We start from the raw sequence: 7171 nt of genomic DNA, 5'->3' as shown, positions 1-7171 counted from the left end.
GCTCAATATCTTGCGTAGTTATAAGACTTTTATTTTTATCATATTCCTCTATTCTCAAATAAATATGTGCCTCAAAAAGCCCTAACTCACCTGAATTAGCCCAATAACCATAAAATACAAATTTGTTAAAAGCTTTGTTGTTTGCTGGTATAAATCCCTCATTCCTAATATAGCCCGTTCCCGTATTATCTGGCTGAACTTCTATACAAATAGCATTTTTTCCCATAAAACTATAATCAGATAGATACCAACTGCAATTTGAAGTGCTTATGTTCCAGCCGTCAGGCACTCCATCTCCATCTTCATCGTCAAATGCAGGATTGTATATATCCGAAATTCCTATGGTATTATGGATACCCTCACCCACACTCTTTACCACAACCCCCTTTTGCACAATGCCATTAGCAATAACATCATCACCACTATTATCCACTACCCTTTTAACTTCAAAATCGGCAGTCAAACATTCTTGCTTAACTAAACCATACCGGTCATCTCTACGAACATAAGCCCTCTTAACCCTTGAACAACCTTTAGCAACTTGAGTAACAACCCATAATCTGTAATAATAAGATGTCTCAACCTTGACTTTGCTATCGTAATATTCTACCCGTTCTCGATCGTAAATTTCTGTAAGTGTTTCCCATGTCTTACCATCAAGAGAACGCTCAATCCGATACAATATGAAACCGTTTCCCCTATACTGATTCCATTGCAGTTTCACATAAGGACGAGGCACTTTTTCCACATCACGGTCAAAATAAGTAGCTACCTGTAATTTAGCAACAGGAATACGAGGATAATCACGCTCTAATAATAAATCAGGACGGGGGCGAGGGGGTGATGTAGGAGCAGTAACTTGCTTGCGTGTTACTGTGCGACCTTCTACTACACGACCCAACCCCTTTGCCTTCTTCTCCCCAACGAATCTGTCTCGGTGTATGATATTAATTATTTTTTGTAATATCTTATTCATTTTCGCCTCTCTATTATTAAGATTATTATGTCACTAAATTGATTTGGAATTGGTGACATTACCTTAACCTCCCCACTAAAGCCCTTACAGCATCAACATAAAATGTAGCACCAAAATCATCTACAGCACGAGCAGTTATGGTAATAATAATTCTGGGGTCTGATAATGGTGATTCCGATGTAAGCCAAGTGGAAACAGTTATAGGCTCCTTGTTGTATAATATTTTGCCATACCCTACCCGACCACTACCATCAACATTTAAGTTATCATTGAAATAATAAAATACCCTTTGTGTGCCATAACCAGCACTCCGACCGAATGCAGATGCCCTCGCAACTACACGCTTAATCAGGGTAGTTCCATCATATAACGAAAGCTTCAAGATTATATCACCGTGCGAATTACTATTCCCTGCCTCACTATCATCTATTGCACCATTGACTGCAACAGCTAACAGCCAAGTTCCAGCTTCTTTTAATTGTGGAACAGGAATGTAAGTACTACTATTAAGTGAACCTGAATCTGTGGAATCGGCAGGAGCATTCAGATTGATAGAAGCAGAATAAGAACCTTCTACCGCCCAAGCAGAAGACCGCCCCCATCCTGCACTGTAACTCCATCCTATACTTAAATCTGATTCAAATGAATAGTTAGGAATCAAAATCTTATCGCTTCTAAGTCCTACCAATCTACCTATGCCCCACGTTTCACTCCAAGTTGGATACACATAAATATGTCCTTCCTCGTAGGGATAATTATCAGGATCGCCACCCCGCCTGACCCCAGTCAGACCAGCATAGCCTATCACCTGCCATAATCCCACTTCCAGCCATTTGTCATCACGAGAAATACCATAATTAATAGACGGTATCCCTTCACGCAAGACTTCCAATGGGTAGCTTTGTCCATCATTATCACTTGTTTGTGCATCCGTATAACTGAAGCGTATACCTATCGCAGGAGGTATACTAAGATAGTGAGTATAGAGAGCTGAATTATCATTCTCCAATCGTATCAAGCGACCCGACATATCCACAACATTGAGCAAAAGAATAGCAGACCGTTTTACCAACGCATACAATTTCGTATGTGCAAAGGATAGTGGTGGATCATCCTCATCATAAATACCATATACTGGACGAATACGGTAATAATAGTAATCCGTTGTCATTCCCCCACCGAGGGATTCTATCTTACCTTGAATATCTGCCCAATCGTCAAATTCCCCTATAGTGGGAAGCAAAAACATAGTGCCAGCACTATTTAAAATCTCACGACCAATCATAGCCTGAATGGTTTTACCGTATTCCAATGCAGATGAAATTAAAGAATCGAGCGAAGCAGAATTCTCATCAGCTGATACAAGCGACAAGCTGAAAAGCTTACCGTAATCGCTATCATCTATATACCGTAAATCTCCTTTATTATGCCCAATTGCAAGGGCACGAAGATAGTGAGCAGAGACACGAGGGACAGCAATACGCCCGCTCCCTTCTATCTGTATGGTCATATCTAAATCAGGTCTTGTTAAATAGAAGCTCCGCTCTCTAACATCACCATCGCTTATAGGCTCATAATTACTGATTACATTTATCTGGGCTTCAATAGGGGTAGAAGGTTTAAGAGTAATACGGTCTATCCCGAAATCAGAACCAAGGAAAGAAAAAACACCACTGCTATTCAATGGATAAAACTCAAATCTAATCTCCAATGTATTACCCGCCAAATACCCACCATAGGATTGAGTATAGGCAGGACAGTTAAAAGCATCGGCAGGGTCAACACCAGCTATTACTCCTACCCTGCCACCTCCCAAACAGGGTGGCTCATAATATCTTTGCCTATTTGCGAAAATCTGACATTTCACAGCACCATCTGGTATATCAGTTATACCACCTGCCATCTTCACTACCGCATACCAATTACCCGAAGACTGATAAAGCTCCACAATTTGTCCCTGCCCCACATAATTACTATCACCATCGTAAAAATCTATTTCCATACCATCGTATAAATGAGGAACAAAAGAAGATGTATCTCCAGTAAATTGCCATATTCCATTGCTATATTTAGAACCTGATTCATACCCGCTTGACGGATAAACTTGACCCACAATATCACTTATATCTAATGCAGGATGTAAACACTGGAAGCCACCAGACTGATTCAAAAGAGAACTATCATAACGACACGGCACTACAAATTTAGTCCCAGTAGTCCAGACTCCATCCCATTCAAAAATATGCTTACCTATATCCTGGATTTCAAATTTAGTATCATCTCCCACTACCCAATGCACCACTGATTCAGGCAACCCACCCACCGCTGGAGACACTATCGCTATACGCACATACCCCATTTCCGTAAGGGTATAAGATAAACGAATATACTTGCCTCTCCGCTCTGAATCGTAAGGGTCATAATCAATATGGTTCTCTAACTTGACATCCCGAAATGGGTTGCCCAATCCAATATAAACAGATTGTGGGGGAGAGGGTAAATAAGAAGAATGGGGTTTAACACCAGTTAAAGTAAACTCTATACTGTAAAAAGTATCGCTACCCAGAGAATAATTCTCAGTAACTCTCTTAGCCCACGCCTGTTTATCGCCTACAGCCGTATTGGTCAACCTAATAGCAATATACGGATAATAGCTAACTGGTACTGCACCACGATTCTTAAACCCCCAAGTAATCTGAGTATACTTATCTAATACATAAACAGCAAGCCAATCAGCAACCCGTTTTTGGTCTATAACAGGGTCAGCTATAACAAATGGTTTACGCCTACCAAGAAAAATATCTGATTCGGGATTATAAATAGAATCCACATCTATCGCCCTTGAATAAACATAAAGGTAATGCGGGTTGTTAACATTACCTCCAGCAGGAACCTCGATTCTCCTCGCAGTACCTATTACTATAATATCATTCCTCAAATCTTTTATATCCTTCGTATCGCTCAGTCTTATATGGTGCGACAAAGGAATTTCCAAAGAAGGTCTATCAAGGTATCTATAATAAGCTATAACGGCATCCAATATACCGCCTTTATTGGCAACTGGGGTAATTACTACCCTATAATTATGGTCCTTATTCACTTCTTCGTTGTTAATAAAAGAAGTGGGCATACTTAAATGCAAAACACAAGGATTAACACCAGAACTATCTATGCCATCATAATAGGCTCTTTCATACTGCACATCACCATCTTCGTCTACCCAAGCTTCATAATAAGTATTTACATAACCACTTAATACTACTTGCCCACCTGCCGAATCATCATATACTTCATAATACAAATCATCACTACTATCAGAACTGCCAAGCCCTACACCCTTGATAAAGACTAAATCAAATTCTGGGGGTAAATTGCTTATCTCTATACTGCTTTCACCAGTGGGTAGATACTTACGCAGATTGACATTGTCTACTAAAACATATACACCATCTTGACTCTCACCTGCTCCAGCAATTACACTAATTCTTGCCTGTACTGCATTATCAGGTGATGTAAATGATACACTGAGTTTTTGCCATTCCAATGTACTATTATTGCCGTCTATATAGTGAGTACTCTGAACTTCACCATTGCCATCTAAAGTCTCCACTTGCAAACGCAAGGATGCTTCCGATATATTTGAGAATTTACCATAACATTCCGCAACATAGCGAGCCGATGGTTCTATATTGACAACCTGATAAACCTTGCCCTGACCTGTTTCCTGAAAAGGGAAATAAAACCTGACTGCTTTTTTACCATGGTAAGATTCAGATACAATATCAATAGAAGTACTGGGAGCAGATACTGTAAATTGGACATCATCTATTTGGATTGCACCATAACAAGGACTACCCGCACTTGAATTATTGAATTCTAAGGTTATTTCAGCATAGGCAGTATTAGCAGGTAATCGGATAGGTTCATGCACAAAATGCCATATTCCAAAAGTATCCTGATATTCAAAATTCCATGTCTGTAAAACTGTTAAGGTATTATCCAGTGCCTCTACTTTAACCTTTAATTTATACCACCCATATTGAGTATGTGGATTCAAGAGATAGTAAAAGGATAGCTCGGCATCATCTTGCGAAGCACTAACCCGTTGCTTAATTCTTGCATACTGTAAATCATCCATTAATTCTAACACAGCACACTTAGAACCCTCTGGAACAGTTCCTCCCTTAATCCATACATAAGCATCATCAGAAGCTTCTACTGTCCAATAAGAATCTCCAGTAAATGGACCGAGACTCAATTCTTCAAACCCACTTTCCTGTATAACATTGGTCCAAGGTCCCGTAGTATCATCAATCCATGAATCCCAGTATTGACTATTAAACGGACCGAGTAAGCTCTTCTCGAATCCAGCATCCTTGACTAAATTGGGGCCGTCTGGTAAAGAGCCGATGACAACCCCTTCACCACTTAACGCTCTAAAATGCTCGTAGGTCTTACTACTTTCAACATTAATAACTATCTTTTTATCCACTGGTTCACAGTGAATACTACCCGCATCACAATACAATAAATATGAATAAGGATCCACCAAGTTAGATTGAAACCACTCTAACAAATTTTCTCCAAAATCTATCGCATAAATGTACTCATCATCTGGATTATCTATAGCAGTACTACCGTAATGAAGCTTCCGTTGTAAGCGTAGAATGTCCCATGTGTCAAATAATTCGTCTGGTATACCGCACCTATAAGCTAAATCTTTTAACACAAATGAGATAGGCCAAGCATCATAACAAGGAGGGGTAGTTTCTACAGCTACCCCAGTGGAAGCCCATGGATTCAATTTTAAGTAATTAAAAGAAAGCTTATCTGGATAATTTAAGTTAACTGATTCCTCTAACAATGTAAGAAGGTCACCCACTACAATCTTAGCAGTTTTATCTGCCTCGGAAATAGAAATATCAGTTACTATACCCCTAAATTTCAAGACATCATTATCGTAAAAATCTATTAATCTGTAATCCTTAATGGTAATACTGTTATAGACCAACGCACCCTTACTACATCGGTATCCATTCTTTCCCACTGGAACTTGAAAGGTAAGCTCTTTTCGTCCATCCTGATTCATCTCTATGCGGACATTTTTGACCAATGCAATAGCCTGAGGGGTAATATCTGTACTAAGGGCTAATGAAACTGGTTTGAAATAGTAAGGGGTTTTCCAATCTTCCGTATTGGAATCTTTATAGAATAGAGCCAATCCACTATCAGGACTATCTTTCCAGAAACGTAATGTAAAGGATACTGAAGCATTAGTAATTTCTAAAGAAGGAGCATATAAACGGAGTCCATAAATAGAGCCACCCGTTGACGAAGATATACTAATTTCAACGCTTGAGCTTATCTGTGAATTATAGGAAGTAACTATATAATTAATAGATTGTGAAGCCCATGTATCGCCAACACTAATATTATCTGTTTGGGTGAATATTTGAGTCCCATTCTGGTCATAGAGCTTTAAAGTAATAGATAAATCATTTTTTGCATAGAATGATAGTCTTATCCGGTCAAGCATTTTAGTACCATAAGGAACTTTTATCTTGATACTACCCGAACCCGAAAGCGTAAGTGCTCTGGATTTAAAGTAAGACGAAGATTGACCTGATACATCTGGGGGGACACAGGATTCAGTGGATACATCGCCATCAATAGTAAAACCGTCAGGGACTGTATTTTTTAGACCACGCCACCCATAGAAATATCCCCTACCAAATAGAAAATCGTATGGATTGAACAACCCATTCTTAGCCTCACCGTAAAATGCACCATCGACATAAAGCCACGCAGTACCACGAGCATATAATGCAAAAAAGGTTTTATCAGAAAAATTGAGTGAACCAGTAATTTCAATAGCGTATTGCTCGTTATTCTCTACCCCCTCAGGTACCCCGTTATGCCAATCGAAATATACCATCGGGACTTTACCAGAAAACTTCAAATTTTTATCATCAAAATCTGGATAATAACCAGTATAGCTATATAATTTATAGGTAAAGGCTTCTTTTGGAACAGCGAAGGGAGTATCATAAATTTTAAGCTGAGGTTTAAGATTAACTACCTTCATGCTTCACAAACTCCATCTTGATTTCTCTATATGCTGGTCTACCCCCTTCCCTTAATTCAGCTTCAACACGCAACACATTAATAGGCATAAACATTGGGATTTGTCCTATA

General features: G+C 39.2%; 2 protein-coding genes. Both read right to left on the bottom strand.

Annotated elements, in window-relative coordinates; translation table 11 throughout:
• Window positions 1-976 (bottom strand): hypothetical protein (locus J7J33_02310; GenBank protein MCD6168123.1); only part of this gene is annotated, 976 nt, incomplete at its 3' end.
• A 58-nt stretch (window positions 977-1034) separates the two neighbouring features.
• Complete coding sequence (locus J7J33_02305) at window positions 1035-7061, bottom strand: hypothetical protein (GenBank protein MCD6168122.1); 6027 nt, start codon at window positions 7059-7061, stop codon at window positions 1035-1037.
• Window positions 7062-7171 lie beyond the last annotated feature (110 nt).

The sequence above is a fragment of the Caldisericia bacterium genome, from assembly GCA_021158845.1.
GTDB lineage: Bacteria > Caldisericota > Caldisericia > B22-G15 > B22-G15 > B22-G15.
The sequence above is the reverse complement of the archived record's forward strand: the minus strand, read 5'-3'. Positions and strand labels throughout refer to the sequence as shown.

Bases quoted from the DNA above. Each gene is read 5' to 3' on its own strand.
- J7J33_02305 (MCD6168122.1), bottom strand. From the start codon at position 7,061: ATGAAGGTAGTTAATCTTAAACCTCAGCTTAAAATTTATGATACTCCC.